Raw genomic sequence first — 16,534 nt, 5'->3', positions numbered from 1 at the left:
GGAGGATAGTATGGCATTTGATGACAATTTATATGGTACCCAGACGCCGCATCGTTTGATAGCTTTGCTTAAATTAGTTGCTCGGGGACGAATGACAAGTGACCAACTAAAAGAGTATCTTCAACCAAGTGCTCTTACCTCGCAGAAAGGGTTTGAGCAAGTGTATAGCCTTGCGCGTAAAGGAGAGCTAATTAAAGAAGATAGCGATGGATTTATTCACTTGCAATTTGATTCGCATCACTTAGAGAATAAGCAGCAGTTTCGATTTATTTTGAGTCAGATGGTTATGAACCAGCCAGAGCGACTCTTTGTCCGTTTTTCAACCTGGTACTTGATGCAGGGGCGCTTAGTATATGGTATGGGAGAAGATGATTTAGTTAAAAAATTTGTTGATGATTTGGGGTCAAGTTTTAATAAAACTAAATTGAATGGTTGGAAAGGATGGTTTATTTACCTCGGTTATGGGTATGACCATAATGGCAAAGTAATACCAAATGTATTTGGTCGACTTCGCGATCTTATGGTTAACGATTATGAGTTACCTCGCCAAATTCGGGTACCGTTTTCTACCTTTATGAGTTGGTTAAACCGGACTTGCCCTGAACTAGATTTTGGGGAATATGCCATTAATTTTAAGGGAAGTGGAGTAATAGAATCAAAAACACTGTCTGTAGGTCTGTCGGCAGGCTTACGGGCGTTACATGATACAGGCGAGCTTACGCTTATCTATACGCCTGACTCGACTGATTTATGGCATCTTTACCGAGTAGGTACTCATGAAATTGCAGAGCAAGTATCTGCTATCCAGATTGGGGGTAGTGTTTGATGCAACCTCAAGTTATCATGCGGCGATTGGATCAAGTTATCCGTACAGATGCTACGATTGTATCAAGAGCGGACTTTTTAGCAACCCACACACCATTTCGTCAGTTAAAATATCAACGAGGTGGTGCTCCAGAAAAAGTAATTGACGAAGATGAATTGCTTCGGAGCACCTTATTAGAAGCCCCAGAAATTCATCGGTTAGTCGTAATTCGTGGCGACCAAGGAACAGGTAAATCACATGTCATTCGCTGGTTGAAGGAGCGGTACGTTCATTATTCGGAGACTAACAACGATGTAATTCTATTCATAACAAGAGCCGAGAACACGTTAAGGGGAGCCTTAGAACAGATTGTTCAATCTAAAGTTTTTTCAGAAGACTACCGTCAAAATGAGCTTAAAAAACTGATAGAAGCAAATCAGCATCTAAGCGAGACTGCACTTAAACGTAAAATTGTTTTAAGTTTTGCTAGGATAGCCAGTGAGTTCGCCGAAAGCGAAATGAATAATAGGTTTGGACGCCATCTATTCCCGTTTATGGTGGATGAGACAATACTAGAGTTTTTATGTCGTCCCGGGAGCGCTGTTGAGCGTATCCATAAAAGATTGAGTCCAGATGGTTCCAACCAGCGTGTAGATGATGTTGAACCACGCTTTTTTCCTGACGACTTTAAGCTAGACTATCAGCAACTTACTCAGATGCAGCAAGGAGAAGGGGCGGGTTCTGCCCGACGTCTAGCTCAAGAGATAGCAGATGCTAAACGTGGACCAGCTTTACGAGAGCTCATTTCAAAATTCTTAAATAACCATATAGACGAGGTTGTTCAAGAATGTACTAACCTAAACGTAAGTGATCTTAAAAAAGTATTTGCACGCCTACGATGCGAATTGAAGAAAATGCAAAAAGGCCTTATTTTATTTATTGAAGACATTACTTCATTCACTGGTATTGATCGTGCATTAATGGAAGTATTAATTCAAGAACATACAGGATCTCAGGCTAACGAGCAACTATGTAGGATTTGTTCAATAGTTGGTGTTACAAAGGACTACTTTGATACAGGCTTACCCGACAATATCAAGGAACGCGTTACTCATAAAATGACAATTGATCAGGATTCTTACGGTGACGAGTACTTATTAGAGATGACTGCTCGATACCTAAATGCCATTTACCTCTCTACAGACGTTATAAGTTCGTGGGTAAATGAAGGAGCCATAAAAGAGAATCTGCCAATTTCAGAGCTATATCGTGAACATCACTGGGCTATGTATCAAATTCCTGATGGCCCCAAATTAACCATTTTCCCGTTTAACCAAAATGCAGTTCTTCAGTCTTATGCTCGACTTAGAAAACTTAAGACACCAAGACACCTTCTTCAAGATGTAATAAGCTTTATTACGCGAGAATTTATTGGCAGGGTAAATGAACCATTTCCACCGCCTGAATCCGAAATTCAAGGAGAGTTTTCTATTCCACAATGGGCAGTACCAACTCACGCAGGTACAGTCGACAGTCAAAATCTTAAATATAGTGATAATATTGCTTGTTTATTACGACTGTGGGGAAACGCTACCGCATTTCGTAGAGAAATTGGCGACCGACTAACAGTAGGAGACCTAGACAGAGATGTTTTTAATGCGTTCCAACTGCCCTTCATTGAAGGGGTAAAAGACGGTATTAATCCTAAATCAGTAAGTAACACTCCAGGTCAAAAAACGATTCAAGAGCCTACTCCATCTAATTCTTCGACGGTAAATGTACAAGAAGTCAAATTCAAACGTATTCAAAAAGAGTTGCAGGATTGGGTGAATGGAAAATCATTAGTCAATTATGGGATGCTCCGTGACAATGCCCTCAATGCTCTAAAGGATTTTATCGACTGGGAGGAAGAAAAAATACCTGGAAACGTCTTAAATGCTTTTACCACTAAACGTTTTTCTATCGAAGATCAGACTGGGTTGGCACATGAAGGCTTTCAAATCAAAAGGAGTAAAAAAGCGCAGGCGGCCTTAATGGCTCTTGCTGCTTGGCAATATATTGGGTCTAAATCGTGGAATTTCACAGATTCTGATGAGTATCTTGGGCAACTATATCGATGGATGGAAGAAGTCAAGAACGATTTTATTAAAGCTGTTAGTAGAGTGCATTATTATAATGATGGGAAATTTCCTTGTGGATCATGGACGGTCTTGGCCGCTTATTATGGGGTAGTTATTGGTGGGCAACTTGGTGAAAGAGATAGTATTCGTGAAATTTATGTAAAAATGACACAACCATGGCGAGACATTACAGTGAACGAACTACGTAGTAGCAAATGGCGAGGTCTACAACAAAAAAGTAAAAAATTTGCGGAAAACCATAACTTTTTCCTAGAGTACTTTAATCGCAAACAAGGTGATATAACTCATGGAAGTAGTATATATTTTTTGGACGCAGCGGAAATTTTGCGAGTTATGGATGATTGGAATCGGTCTGATTGGAATACGGAAGTTTTAGAGGAAGAGTTATTTAGCAATTTAAAAGATGAAATTATATATTACCCGCTTCAGGTGTTACAGGAGATTCGCAAGCAATATAATGCCGCTCTTCTAGAGGAACTGGAAGAGTCTGCGCGGGTAAAGGCAGCGATTACTGCATCAGTTGGCGATATTTCAAAAGAAGGATTGGACGGGTGCTTAAATGCTATGAGGCAATTCTTGGCTTTACTTCAAGAAGCCAATGAATCTTATCCCAGTCAGACGTTTGAGAAACTGACTTCTGGTAATATTACCGGTATTAAACTAGCCGCAGAAATGAGCGCTGTCGAGCGTTTTATCACTGCCCAGGGGGCATTAAAGCATAAATTGGCATCAGCTTTTCCAATGCAACGATTGCAGCCTGCTAGTGTAATTTTTACAAAGTTTAATGAACTAGTAGATCAAAAGATCGTGAGATTTAATGATAAGATTACTGTCTTGGAACAATCATCTGAAGGTGCAGACGTAAATGACCTAATTAAACAAGTTATAGATTGGACTTCAACTTTGGCTGTGAATTTGAAGTCCGCTTGTGAGGAGGAGTTCGAATGCTAACATCAAAGATTGTCCAGGCAACAAATACATTGCGGAAATGGCAGGAGATGAGCCTCCTTGTTACAAGACAGCATGAATACCAGAAACTCTTAGATGAAGTTGTAGTAACTGCAGCTCTAGGGGAAAAATGGTTAAAGATTTTTGAAACACTTAATCAATTCGATCCAATCGCTTTCCAAAAGCAAGACTGGAACCAGACGATCGTGCAATTGGAGAGCATTGTTCAAAAACTTGGCAACGTATCTGAAGTTCCGAAAGCACAAGTCTATAAAAAAATCCAAGAGGCTATTACGCAAAAGGACGAGCATCTCAAAAAAATATGGAAAGCGTATGTGCAGGAAAAGAGTAAGGCTCAACGAGGTATGATAGATGCCTTGGTCGGAATTATAGGTGAGTCGGAAGCAGATATCCGTATTGCATGTCTAACTGCTATTGAAGACAATTGGCCGGTAAACCAGAATACATTAAATCGGTTTGAAGCTTTGCGAACCGAAATTGATGAATTGACGACAGGGCTTAACATTGACACTGAGATTCAGTCTTTCCTTGCAAACTTAAGAATGAAACAAATACGATTGAGCGATATAACGCCTTCAATCATGGAGTGGTTAGAGAAGCAAGATATGAAGAAGAAGATCACACTTACTTTTGGTGATTAAGAGAGGACGAATAATGTATGAGCGTATTAGACCTACTAGGCAACGAGGTACTGTCTCAACTAGAACTCCGTGAAACTAAAATGTTAACATGGGGATTTGTCGGAGGTCGTTTCGCTGTCCAGAGAGAGGTGGAGGATGTACTGGCATGCCCTGCAACCCCGCGGATGAGTGAGTACTGGAATATGATCGAGAGACAAGGTGTTTCGGTAGCGGATATTGTTCAGAATCTTATCGATCGAAAACTTCTTGTTAGGGATAACGCTGGAATGGGGCGAACCCGCTTCGCAGAAACTATCAAATTGATGTATTTATTAAGGCAGCGATTTAAGGTTGAAGATTGGCATTCAGGACTAAATCTTGTTAGTAATATAAAACTGGCACTACGCTATAGAACCTATCCACGTCGTGATCAAGGATGGCAAGATGTAGTAGGAGTTATACCTAATAACCTTCAATTAGGTAGTAAGATAATTAGAAGATTATTACAAGAAGGCTCGGTTGAATTATCCAAGTTTCAAGTAAATAGTTTATACAATATCCTTCTGGGAACGATTAAAGGGGATTCGGCGACTATTATTGGCGCGGGTACTGGGGCGGGTAAGACGAAGGCATTTTATTTACCAGCTATTGCTTTAATTGCAGAAGATGTTCGTAAAGACTCTACTGCTTTCGCGAAAGTTCTAGGGATTTACCCAAGAATCGAACTATTGAAGGACCAATTGAAAGAAGCGACTAGTGAATTACTTGAACTTCGAAGTCTTCTCAAAATGGAGGGCGTTCGCCAAATCACGTTAGGTGCCTACTATGGTGATACCCCGCCCACTGCTAAGATGGTGAAAGAAAGTAAGTACTATGAGTGGAAAAAAGGGAAGATAGGCTACATCTGCCCGTATGTCGCATGCCCATGTGGATCTGGCCTAATGGAATGGTCATCTAATCATATAGAGAAGGAAATCGATTGCAATGCGCAGGGAGAATTTGGACGCTTCGAGATACTCGGCTGTCCCAGTTGCGGAAATGAGATTTCCTTCATCAAATTGACACGGAAAAATATGACAAAAAAACCTCCGGACTTATTATTTACTACCACAGAAATGCTGAATCTTAAACTAGCAGACCTCGCGGAACAGCATGTTTTCGGTATACATAAAAAACATGCACCTAGAATGTTACTACTTGATGAAGTACACATTTATAATGGATTAGTAGGGGCACAAGTGGGCTATGTCTTGCGAAGATGGCGTAACATGGTTCGCACTTTTTCCCCTGATGCAAAAATTCAATTTGTTGGTTTATCGGCAACTCTGACTAAACCGACTGAGTTTTTTGCTAAACTGACAGGAGTATCAGAAAGATATACAACGTATATTACGCCCTCAGAAGAGGAGCTAATCTCCGAGGGGATTGAATATAATGCTGTTCTGCGCGGTGATCCTGTTTCCGCTACCTCTCTATTGTCTACCACCGTACAAACGGCAATGTTGTTAGGTCGGATGCTTGACCCCATGAAAGAGGACGTGTCACGCGGAGCCTGGGGAAAGAAGATATATGGATTTAGCGACAAAATGGATACCGTTACTCGTTGGTTTCATATTGAGCGAGACGCTGAAAGTAATAAATGCTTATCTCAATTCCGAGACAGTAAATTCATTTCTAAGAACACTCTGTTAACTCAAGTTAAACAAGGTCAGGCCTGGACGGTAGCCGACTGGATTAGCCAAGGGTGTTTACGTCGACCATTGTCGCTCGACATCACTTCTTCACGTTCCAGAGGCGTGGATCCTAACGCCAAGTTAGTAATAGCTACAAGTACTCTCGAGGTCGGGTTTAATGACCAAGCGGTTGGCGCCGTCATTCAACATAAAGCGCCGCGCGACATGGCATCTTTTCTACAAAGAAAGGGGCGGGCTGGACGTAATCGAGGTATGAGACCTTGGATGGTTGTCGTAACATCTGCCTATGGAAGAGATCGGTGGGTGTTTGAACACCCTGAGCAACTATTCAACCCAATACTTCCTGAAATGATGCTGCCTATGCGCAATCATTATGTTTTGCATATTCAGGCTGCTTTCGCATTTGTAGATTGGTTAGGTATCAAGCTCAGGGAACAAGGGTATAGGTTTACAAATGTGTGGCAGGTCTTATCTCCAGAAAAAAAAGGGATGTACCTACAAGAAATTGACGTCATCTGTGTGATTCTTGCTGATTTACTTGCCGGAAATATCAGTGAATTGCAGCAGTATATAGAGACTTCTTTAAAATTGAATTCTTTCGAAACAAACCAAGTTATGTGGTCTCCACCAAGGTCAATAGTACTGGACCTAGTCCCTTGGTTATATTCCGCTCTGATCACTAAGTGGGAGAAGGGGGTAGAAAACAACCTTGAGCTAGCAAGTCACCCGCATAGTGGTAAAGGCCCGCTAGCATTGCATGTACCCCGTAACCTATTTTCCAGTTTGCATGGCAGCGAAGTCCAAATTGCATATCCTGGAGGGGAACCGGAGTATTTAGGTTTAGTTATAACCCTGTCTGAATATGCGCCAGGTAATGTATCGAAACGTTTTGCTGACCAGCACAAAATCAAAAGCGCACACTGGTTACCGATACCATTGGCGGCGGATTCTCTAGAGCTTAATGGCACGAATGTTAAAAGTCACCCGGTTGAGATTCTTCGAGAAGAAGGAGGACTTTATGTTTGTACTCCTAATACGTACCTATTAGAACAAATCCCTGACGATGTTAGCGACCGATCTAGTGGACGTTTACAGTGGCAGACAAGGATACGCCCTAACGGGTTAGATAATCTAGAAGGTGGCATATCTTTATGTATTTCTAACACTAAGGCCTTGAATAAGGTCATCCGCGATGTCCGTATATTTTCAAGCGAGAATCAAGAGAGCGTATTATTTATACGATATGCCATAGGCGCTGCGTCTGAAATAAAGGATAGGCGAGGAGGGAGCGAGTGCCGAGCTGTTTCTTTTACCTATAACGGGCACCCGGCATCTATTGGCTTTTCGCGCCACTCTGATGCGTTATTTATGACCTTAGAATCACCAGCTTTGCGTTGTTCAATGCAAACGCCTGAATGGAGTACAATGCGGACTGAGCTCGCGCCCCAATATTACCAGTATAGATTAAGCCAGGATCCTCGTTTGGGGCATCTGTCCGTGTTTGAAATTGAGTGGTTATACCAAGTTGCCTTGGCATCCATTATGGCTACAGGTATTAGCTTGCAGATCTCAGTACCCGAAGCTATTGTGCACTTTGGTAAAAACATCTATAGATATGCCGAACGAGCCTTAAAAGTCATTTTTCAAGTTACAGAACATACGGACGATACCACCGAAGAACATGGGCGGTTATTCGAAAAAATTAAGAACCATTTAGATGATCAGACCGTGTGCCAGGCTATTATAGAGAATGCGGAGGTCCTTCATAAGGACTTAGCCTTAGACGATACATTTTGGAACTGGTTAGATAATCGATATCCAGTATCAGTAGCTGCGGCTTTTCGAAGCGCAATAGAACAATTAATTCCTGATGTCAGTGTAGACGAGCTATTAGTAGACACTGAAGAGAGCGGGGTTTGGATTTCTGAGCCTGAAGCAGGCGGCATGGGGATTATTAGTCGAGTGGCAGCAGAAATTCAGAACCGACCGAAGGAGTTTGACGAATATTTCTTGGCAGCTGCCCTTACCTGTTCCCGAAACAGATTAGCACTAGGATTAAGCGCGGTGCTAGAGCAGATAAAATCTGGACAGATGGATAATGTGTTCGGGCAGTTACGCTCTGCCGATACACTCGAGACCCAGCAACTAGCATTAACAGAACTACAAAAAGCACTTTACACCAAAGGTATTTCTCCAAAGCGGGACATCATTGTGAGTATTATGTACAAGCTTGTAAACCAGAACTCTGACAGCGACGTGGATAACTTAATTGTTATGCTCCATGAGCGGTGGCGCATTGAGATGGAAAGGTTGTCCTGCCGAATTCTGCCTCGTGTATTTGCTATTGCCGCTTTACAAATCGACGATGTCAAAGATAACGTTGACCTCATGCTTAGTAGAATTTCCTCGGAAGAGATTGAAGACAAGCACCGCTTCAACCTCATTGAGTCATTGTTATGGGATGAATGCTTGGATAATTGCCCTGACTGCTTACAACTGAGTAATCCTTATACCGAATTTTTAGCCCCCTCCCGACTCATTTTACGCAGTTTGCTGTTCAATTGTGAAACCGTCCTAACTTACGGGAGTGAGAACTGGCGAAATATACTTAGAGAGCAATTGCGCCAATATGGAAGGGTTAAGTTAGTAACGACAGCTGCAACATTGACCTCTTGCAGACGAGATCTTATGTGGGAATTACTTGAACCTGTAGAAATAGATTTTGAGCTCCTTCACCCATATATTAATGATGTAAAAAACCTAGGTAATGAATGGTTTTTTGATATAGAAATCAGGGAGGTGCTTCATGCCTAGTCGAATTATTCGTTCTCACCGCGGTTCACAACATTTATTAGATACGCTTATTTCGTTACTCGCCCTAGAGGCGGTAAAACCTAGCCCTGAGATCTACATTGTGTCTCCGTGGATAAGCAATGCTCCAATTATCCAAAATGCTAACCATGGCATGAGCGATCTATTTCCTTTAATTCAAACAAGTACCGTTCATTTTGCCGACATTTTGAAGATGTTTACTTGGTCAGGCAGTACGGTACGGCTCATATGCAATCCTGATACACAGTATACAAGGGAACTATTAAATATTCTAGGGAGTAAAATGGAATACCGAGCGCTTCAAGACCACCACGAAAAGGGTATCATTACTAGCAATTTTTATATCCATGGCTCTATGAATATTACATATAACGGAATTTATATTAATGGTGAATGCGTGCGAGTAACTACAGAGCAGTCTGAAATTAATAGCGCTATATTATCGTCCCGGGCACGCTGGGAGGAATCGGTATGATTAAAGTTTCTGTTCCAGATCCGTGCAAACTAGAGTTTCTTACCAACTTGCTTGGACCAACTGGAATATATCCTTTCGAAATAACTTACTATACTAATGGACTATCGGTAAGTGATGGGGATTTGGCAAAACTTATTGAACGATACGCAAATGGTAAAGCCACAGTCCTTCCGTTTTTGTGCCCTGAAGAACAATGTGTCTTATGGGTTGTGCGGGGAAACGACAAGAGAGAACTACATAAAACAGATGATGAACTACGGCACTTTCTAACGCCTGTGTGGGCCGAAATCTACCCTGCTAATGAGTCGATGGCGTTTCTGGCAGGAATGCCGGATGCCTTTCCCTTCGGGTTACGATTATTTCGCACCCCAATAAATCTCATTAAACAAGCATTAGATTTGTTGGGGAAGTGGGCCGATTTGGTTGACATGCGTCCGATCGTCGAAGACGAAAAAGGCAAGATTGATGTGTATATGTTACGTAGTCAGTTTCAGAATGCCATTGCTTTGCAAGACTGGAATGAAGCAACAAAACTATTGGATATAATTAGACAGGGGCATTACCTATCGGATGAAAATCATTTGTTTCTTCGTATCCAACTTTTAAGTGCTCAACAGCGCTGGAATGAGTTGTGGAACGATAATGACTTCGGATTGGCGTCTGGACTTGATCCATTACCCGCCAAAGTCAGGGGTGCATTACTGACAGCTTTTTATATGTCTGTCATTGCCCCCTATGGAGAAGATATGAATGGGGCCCTGACCGCCTATGAATCAAACCGATATCGGTTAGGGGCTCTTCTCCGTTACCGATCAGGTATTGAAGGGAATTTACCCTTGCTTGTATTCTGCTATGAGGCTTCATGGAACCAAGATGTGGAAAAACTGAACAGTATAGCTACAAATATTACAAGTGATGAGAACCTGGCAGTGATCGAAAGGTTGCTCCTAGTTGTCAATAAAGGCAATGCGGAAATTTCTAAACCACAAGTGGAAGCAACAGTACAAGAAGGAAATTCTTTAAGACTTGCTAAATCGGCTTTTGGAGAAGGTTTGTATGACGAGGCTTATTTGAACATTTTAAACTACGAACTTGGGCTTGAGCGTGTACGTTTGATGCTTCGCCTTGCTAAAATCACGGAAGATACTCATATTTGTACTCAGGTTCGATATGAATACACTGCTTTGAAAGACTCGGATAAGAACGCGCTTATGTCGCTACAAACTGATCAAAATAGTGTTAAATGGGTATTAGGATATCAAACTGATAATCTTACCCAGCACACAGTTCGTCTTCCTTTGAATTGGTTAGAGTGGTTTTCCAATATCTCAGAAAATGAGAACCTTCGTCTGCTCTTTGATCATTACAAAGACTTTGAACAACGGGCAGACTTATTGCCCGTGTCTATTCAAGGTTGGTCTAAAATACAAAGTATATTTGAGGATTTAGCTCTTAATGACCAGTTAGATACCCTTCAGCGGCAACTTTTAAAGCGTTCTCTGCCTGGTTTTGTCAATAATGTTGTTGTAGATAGTAGTTTTCCTCATGTTTTACACCAAGAGCTATACGACTGTGTTTTATATGCTTTAAGGACGTGGTGCTCAAATACCGAGACCAATTTATCTTTTCAAGGTCGTATTATAGAAGGAATACTACGTCTAGAACCGATACGTGCATCAAAACTATTCATGGAAATGTACGATGATCTTAAAATTACACCATCTCTACAATTATCACCTAGTATATTATCGTTTATCGAAGTATTCTACGACTATGGTGTTACAAACAGGACTATCACTACCCTTTGGAATGAATGGATGGGCTATCTGGCCCTAAAATTCTCGCATGATCGGATTACTGAAGCTGAGTCTTGGCTATATTACGGCGAATGTCTTGTTGCTGACGCGTATCTCTTAGAGCAACTCCGCAAGAAAACACAGACTCCACTTACAGTCGATCCAATTAAGATGTTAAGTAAGCAAAAAATCGTAATTTTCTCTTTACGGCAGCAAGCAGCAGAGCGTGCAGCAAAGAGAATTAGAGCCCGTAATGGGTCGCTGAATATTATTATTTGTAAAGATGAGAGTATGACAGTAAGTGCAAAGCAGCACGCAAGTAATGCGGATATTTCAATAATCGTGACTGCCTGTTTGTCGCACGCTTTATTCTATGGGATAATGCCCCATTTAAAAAATCCGCCTATATACCCTCGTGATGCTGGAGAGACAGGAATTGTACAAATTCTTGAAGAATACGCTTTGAATATATTTAGGGAAGCGCAAGCTTAATTGTTCTTATAATAAAACCGACACTGCCTCGGGGGCAGTGCCGGTTTTATAAATATTACTAAGATTATAATGGCCACACCTTAAAAGATATAGTGTTTCTATTACGCAGAATCCGGCAGATGGTTTTGGTTAAAAAATTTGTCGAACAAAAAACAACTCAAAAGGAAATATAAAGGGAAATATTAAGATTTACCGAATAATCTATAGTGAATAACTATCCAATAAGTTGAAAAACTGTGTTTAAAAGTTGAATTATCTACTAGAAAATGCTTATAATACATGTTGTATCAGGAGGACTCATGTCATTACGCACTTTAATAATAACTTCCTGTACTGGGGAAAAGTACCACAAACATAAGAATCAACTATTACAAGAGGACTTTACGAATCCTGAGCATTTAATTGTTCGAGAACAAGAGCTTAGCGCGTATTGCATGGCGGCCAATAAGATGTATACTGGTATGCAGCACCTACGTCTTATGGAAGGAATAAATCTACTTCGTGATAAGTATGGATCTGATATCCTTGATGTTTGCATAGTATCGGCCGGATATGGGCTAATACCGGAGAATAAAAAAATAGCACCTTATGAAGTTACCTTTAATACTATGAATTCGAGAGAGATCATAAATTGGGCAAGAATACTACGGGTTAAAGAAACTTTATCTTCTGTGGTAAAGGGGTATGATTTTGTTATATTTCTTTTAGGAGATAAATATCTTCGAGCCTTAGAATTACCTATTAGTACTTTTGATAATCAGACTTTGTTATTCCTTGCTAGTGGAACGAGTCGTAAATTAATACCAAATAAACAAAACTACTTTGTACATGAAGTCGGACAAGAAGATGCTAAGGCGTATAGTTATGGACTTATTGGCCTTAAAGGTTATTTATTTAAACTATTGGCGATGGAGATAGTATCACAAGGCAAGGAAGTTTTGAGTGAATTAAGAAGTAATCCTTCCATATTAGGACCTCTATTATCCAAATATCGAAAAGAGTCACACGTCCGGCAAGAAATACTATTTCCGCATGAAACCGTTACTGCGATACTGAACAGAAAAACAAAAATTCCTTCCAAACAACCTAAACCAATATTTTGTATCTCCGATTCATATCGGGCCAAAAATTACGGAATATCCATGCAATACTATATCCCCGAATGTGACGATAGAGTTGACCCAGGCTATAATTTCATTACGGACGAGCCTGTTGAGGGACGAGACCCTTATTTACATGACGTATACGCCCACGAGATCTACGATGTTCCTAATTATGATGGCGTGTTGATCTCAAAGGAAACAATTGAAACTAGCCAGATAAAAAAGCAAAAGATTCAGGATGTAGGTGTTCATGATTTTATTCGTTATTCAAACTCAAAACCAATAATGGGTGATTGCGGTGCATTTGGCTATGTTACCGATGATGAACCACCGTATTCCACTGAAGAAATTTTAGACTATTATGAGAAACTGGGCTTTAACTACGGAGTTTCTATCGATCATCTCATTGTTGGAAAGTATGCTAAAGATCCTGTACTAAGACAGAGAAGATATGAAATTACCCGAAAAAATGCTGCAGATTTTCTAACAAAATGGCAAACCGGTACATATTCGTTTAAACCTATTGGTGTAGCCCAGGGATGGGACCCACAATCATATCGTGATTCGGTATCAGAGCTCATTGATATGGGCTATAAATTCATTGCACTGGGCGGAATGGCTCGAACCCCTACCAAGCAAATTATAGAAGTCTTGCAACAAGTGGCACCAATTGTTCCCGAAGACTTACAATTGCACCTATTTGGAGTAGCGCGCTTAGATGCTATTCCAACCTTTAAAGCCCTAGGTATTACTTCTTTTGATTCAGCTAGTCATCTAAGAAGGGCCTGGTTAGGTTCTAGCAGCAATTATTTTTCGATAGATGGCCAAACGTATGCTGCTATACGAATACCGCAGGTAGATGGACATGGTTTTAAAGTTAAAAAGATGATTGAAGCTGGTAACGGAACCAAGGAAGAATTTAAGACGCTGGAAATTAACGCCCTCGCTGCATTACGTGGATTTGACCACGGCACCGTATCCTTAGATGATGCTTTGGAAGCCGTGTTGGTTTACGATGAGCGAATCGGTGAAGGGAGGGAATTGCATGCTGATTATTACCGACGGGTTTTAGAGGATCAGCCATGGAAACATTGTCATTGTAAAATATGCCAGGAAAACGGTATAGAGGTTATAATATTTCGAGGTAACAACCGTAACCGTAGACGCGGATTTCATAATACATTTGTATTCTATAACCAATTTCAGAAACTATTGAGTGAAATCGAATAGATTACTTGAATATTGACTACTGTTGGATTTAGGGGGATAAATTAATGTCTAATGCACTAGTAGTTTTTAGTGGTGGGCAAGATAGTACTACATGCCTGTTCTGGGCAATGAAGCACTTTGATAAAGTGGAAGCAATTACGTTTAACTACAACCAAAGACATAAATATGAGATAGAACGTGCTGCCAGTATTGCCAAAGAATTTAATATAAAGCACATTGTTTTAGATATGAGCTTACTTAATCAGTTGGCTCCTAATGCGCTAACAAGAACTGATATAGACATAAAAGTTGGGGAAAACGGACAGTTACCTACAACATTTGTGGACGGCCGTAATTTACTATTCCTATCATTTGCGGCAGTAACCGCCAAGCAGAAAGGCATTAATAATATTGTTACAGGAGTCTGTGAAACCGACTTTAGTGGTTATCCAGATTGTCGGGATATTTTTGTTAAATCAATGAATGTTACGCTTAATTTAGCTATGGACTATCCATTTGTTATTCATACTCCATTAATGTGGATAGATAAGGCTAATACATGGGGATTAGCTGATCAGTTGGGTAAGTTGGAGTATATTCGGCAGAAGACACTTACTTGTTATAATGGCATTGTTGGTGACGGTTGTGGTGACTGTCCCGCATGCAAACTAAGGAATGATGGCTTGAAAAAATATCTCGGCATGAAGGAGGCAAGCAATAAGTGGGGAAAATTATAAAACTAACGAAGATATTTATGTTTGATTCTGCTCATTTTTTACCAGAACACAAAGGAAAATGTTCTGCAATGCATGGGCATTCCTATAAACTGGAAGTAACTGTTGCTAGAGCAAATAAACTTCTAATAAGTGGAGGTTCAAGCGATGGTATGGTTATAGATTTTTTTGATCTTAACGTAGTCGTTAAAGATGAAGTGATCAACAAAATTGATCATAAAATTTTAAATGATATATATCCATTTAGGACGACTGCTGAGAATGTTGCAGATCATATTTTTGATGTTTTGACAGAAAAATTATTGCCTTATGAAATTATTGTTGAAAAAGTACGATTATGGGAGACAACCGACGCTTGTGTCGAGGTTTCCAATGACTGAGGCGCTCTATCCAATAAGCGAAATATTTAGTAGTATTCAAGGTGAAGGTTTTCATATGGGAAAGGGAGCAACTTTTATTAGGACCGCGGGGTGCAACTTGAGGTGCTCATGGTGTGACACAGAGCATTCTTTTGATTTATCAAAATCAAAGTGGATGAGTGTCGGTGAGATATTAGCCGTAGAATGTTTTTCCCATCACCATGTTGTTATTACCGGAGGAGAACCAACCTTGTACAATCTAGAACCGTTAGTTCAAGGATTACACAAGTTAGGAAAATACGTTGCTATAGAAACCAATGGCACAAACCCAATACCGATTGAGTGGGGGATTGATTGGATTACTGCGTCCCCAAAACCCAGTAGCGGATTTGCTTTGTACTGTCGGGCGGACGAATTAAAGTATGTTGTGGATGATGAATTTAATATCAATGTAATATCGAATCATAATTTACCGGAGGGAAGGGTTTTTCTTCAGGTAGAAAGTGGACGACAAAAGTCAATTCAAAAAATCTTTGACTTAATCAACCGTTATCCAGAACTACGGCTAAGGCTAGGAATACAACTGCATAAAGTATTGAATGTTAAATGATGTCAGCAAAGAACGAATAAGTAAGTTTAATAAAGATAGGCAGTCAATTGGTTGTAGAAGCGTCTCATTCCGATAGTAGATGGAATCTGAGGATAAGCCGTGGAATAAACAGCATGCTGCCCTTTACCATCGAACGCAGCAAAACTGGTTATTTAGTGGAGTACTCAAGAGGTCTTGCAAGCTCAACCGTATACATCATTCGTGAAAGCTCGAAAGCCCACGGCCTAAAATAAAACTTTGGGATTTGGAGAGGATTAATGACGGGAATCAGTTTCGGTAATATTAATAGGAACGGAAATATAAAGGTAATCGACGCAGTTGGGAAGGTAAGAAAATGACTCAAGAGAACCGTCCCCTTGAGTCACTCTGAATTCAAGAAGAACTGACTGCTTTCAATTGCCTTTTTTTCGGTATCATCCCCATCCGCTTGAAACCGATGTTTCGGCTTCCTTGCCGCCTATACGTTTCTCGCGCTTAATGGCTGGAACTGGAGGTGCCGGAGGCAACTGTGGCGGCCGCCGTTCTGGCGCTGGGCGACTGGGCAAATTGATGAGACGCAGTCCGCCTGGCTAAAAGAAAATGCGGTGAAACTTCCCAAACAGGCCTGACGTAATAAATGATTGAACAATCAGGCGCTATTAATAATAAGCTTGTCGACTGCACAAAGTGGATTATGTAATTACCGATCCTTAATT

General features: G+C 40.7%; 10 protein-coding genes. All 10 read left to right on the top strand.

Annotation, left to right across the window (positions count from 1 at the left end):
* Window positions 1-10: 10 nt before the first annotated feature.
* The 10 genes from ACZ481_RS18550 to ACZ481_RS18505 all read left to right on the top strand — a co-directional run bounded on the left by ACZ481_RS18550 (window position 11) and on the right by ACZ481_RS18505 (window position 15,839).
* Entirely contained in the window at window positions 11-826 is an 816-nt protein-coding gene (locus ACZ481_RS18550; protein ID WP_464766820.1) for a hypothetical protein, read from the top strand.
* On the top strand, window positions 823-3,897 hold the full coding sequence (locus tag ACZ481_RS18545; protein ID WP_464766819.1) for a hypothetical protein: 3,075 nt from the start codon (window positions 823-825) through the stop codon (window positions 3,895-3,897). Before ACZ481_RS18550 ends, ACZ481_RS18545 begins: the two co-directional genes overlap by 4 nt.
* Window positions 3,891-4,556: a hypothetical protein gene (locus ACZ481_RS18540; RefSeq protein WP_464766818.1), complete on the top strand. Its 666-nt coding sequence runs from the start codon at window positions 3,891-3,893 to the stop codon at window positions 4,554-4,556. Before ACZ481_RS18545 ends, ACZ481_RS18540 begins: the two co-directional genes overlap by 7 nt.
* Window positions 4,557-4,573: 17 nt before the next feature.
* Complete coding sequence (gene dpdJ / locus ACZ481_RS18535; RefSeq protein ID WP_464766817.1) at window positions 4,574-9,043, top strand: protein DpdJ; 4,470 nt, start codon at window positions 4,574-4,576, stop codon at window positions 9,041-9,043.
* Window positions 9,036-9,536 carry a phospholipase D-like domain-containing protein DpdK gene (dpdK, locus tag ACZ481_RS18530; RefSeq protein ID WP_464766816.1) on the top strand — a complete coding sequence of 167 codons (501 nt, stop codon included), beginning with the start codon at window positions 9,036-9,038 and terminating at the stop codon, window positions 9,534-9,536. Before dpdJ ends, dpdK begins: the two co-directional genes overlap by 8 nt.
* The gene (dpdD, locus tag ACZ481_RS18525; RefSeq protein WP_464766815.1) at window positions 9,533-11,824 is read left to right on the top strand and encodes a protein DpdD; all 2,292 of its coding nucleotides are present in this window, start codon (window positions 9,533-9,535) and stop codon (window positions 11,822-11,824) included. The genes dpdK and dpdD overlap by 4 nt, the downstream gene beginning before the upstream one ends.
* Window positions 11,825-12,123: 299 nt before the next feature.
* Window positions 12,124-14,157, top strand: a complete 2,034-nt coding sequence (gene dpdA / locus ACZ481_RS18520; protein WP_464766814.1) for a tRNA-guanine transglycosylase DpdA — start codon at window positions 12,124-12,126, stop codon at window positions 14,155-14,157.
* Between the two features lie 44 nt (window positions 14,158-14,201).
* Entirely contained in the window at window positions 14,202-14,873 is a 672-nt protein-coding gene (gene queC / locus ACZ481_RS18515) for a 7-cyano-7-deazaguanine synthase QueC (protein WP_464766813.1), read from the top strand.
* Window positions 14,858-15,250: a 6-carboxytetrahydropterin synthase QueD gene (queD, locus tag ACZ481_RS18510; protein ID WP_464766812.1), complete on the top strand. Its 393-nt coding sequence runs from the start codon at window positions 14,858-14,860 to the stop codon at window positions 15,248-15,250. The genes queC and queD overlap by 16 nt, the downstream gene beginning before the upstream one ends.
* A complete protein-coding gene (locus ACZ481_RS18505) occupies window positions 15,243-15,839 on the top strand; it encodes a 7-carboxy-7-deazaguanine synthase QueE (RefSeq protein WP_464766811.1) in 597 nt (198 codons plus the stop codon). Before queD ends, ACZ481_RS18505 begins: the two co-directional genes overlap by 8 nt.
* The last annotated feature ends 695 nt before the right edge of the window (window positions 15,840-16,534 follow it).

Source organism: Sporomusa intestinalis, from assembly GCF_055383785.1.
This window is presented reverse-complemented; position numbering and strand designations above follow the sequence as displayed.

Excerpts from the sequence above, each read along its gene's own strand:
- ACZ481_RS18550 (WP_464766820.1), top strand. The coding sequence starts at position 11 with ATGGCATTTGATGACAATTTATATGGTACCCAGACGCCGCATCGTTTG.
- ACZ481_RS18540 (WP_464766818.1), top strand. The coding sequence starts at position 3,891 with ATGCTAACATCAAAGATTGTCCAGGCAACAAATACATTGCGGAAATGG.
- dpdJ (WP_464766817.1), top strand. The coding sequence starts at position 4,574 with ATGAGCGTATTAGACCTACTAGGCAACGAGGTACTGTCTCAACTAGAA.
- dpdK (WP_464766816.1), top strand. The coding sequence starts at position 9,036 with ATGCCTAGTCGAATTATTCGTTCTCACCGCGGTTCACAACATTTATTA.
- dpdD (WP_464766815.1), top strand. The coding sequence starts at position 9,533 with ATGATTAAAGTTTCTGTTCCAGATCCGTGCAAACTAGAGTTTCTTACC.
- dpdA (WP_464766814.1), top strand. The coding sequence starts at position 12,124 with ATGTCATTACGCACTTTAATAATAACTTCCTGTACTGGGGAAAAGTAC.
- queC (WP_464766813.1), top strand. The coding sequence starts at position 14,202 with ATGTCTAATGCACTAGTAGTTTTTAGTGGTGGGCAAGATAGTACTACA.
- ACZ481_RS18505 (WP_464766811.1), top strand. The coding sequence starts at position 15,243 with ATGACTGAGGCGCTCTATCCAATAAGCGAAATATTTAGTAGTATTCAA.